This window comes from Polaromonas sp. UBA4122, assembly GCA_002381615.1.
Classification (GTDB): domain Bacteria; phylum Pseudomonadota; class Gammaproteobacteria; order Burkholderiales; family Burkholderiaceae_C; genus Polaromonas.
Genome location: DFWY01000066.1, coordinates 50,307 through 50,523 on the forward strand (window position 1 = coordinate 50,307; position 217 = coordinate 50,523).

The window sequence follows — 217 nt, forward strand, 5'->3', positions numbered from 1 at the left end:
CGCTCAAAGCGCAGGGCCAGAAAATCCTCTGGGCGCCCGACCGGCATCTGGGCGGCTACATCCAGCGCGAAACCGGCGCCGACATGGTGCTCTGGAATGGCGCCTGCATCGTGCACGATGAATTCAAGGCATTTGAGTTGGAGGCCCTCAAAAAAGAGCACCCCCAGGCCAGGGTACTGGTGCATCCCGAGTCGCCGGCCGACGTGGTGGCGCTGGC

At 64.1% G+C, this 217-nt stretch carries 1 protein-coding gene; it reads left to right on the forward strand.

Going from position 1 to position 217, the window contains the following annotated elements; all coding sequences use genetic code 11:
• The coding region (nadA, locus tag B3F77_RS08635; RefSeq protein WP_293604602.1) for a quinolinate synthase NadA at nucleotides 1-217 on the forward strand (217 nt) is incomplete at both ends.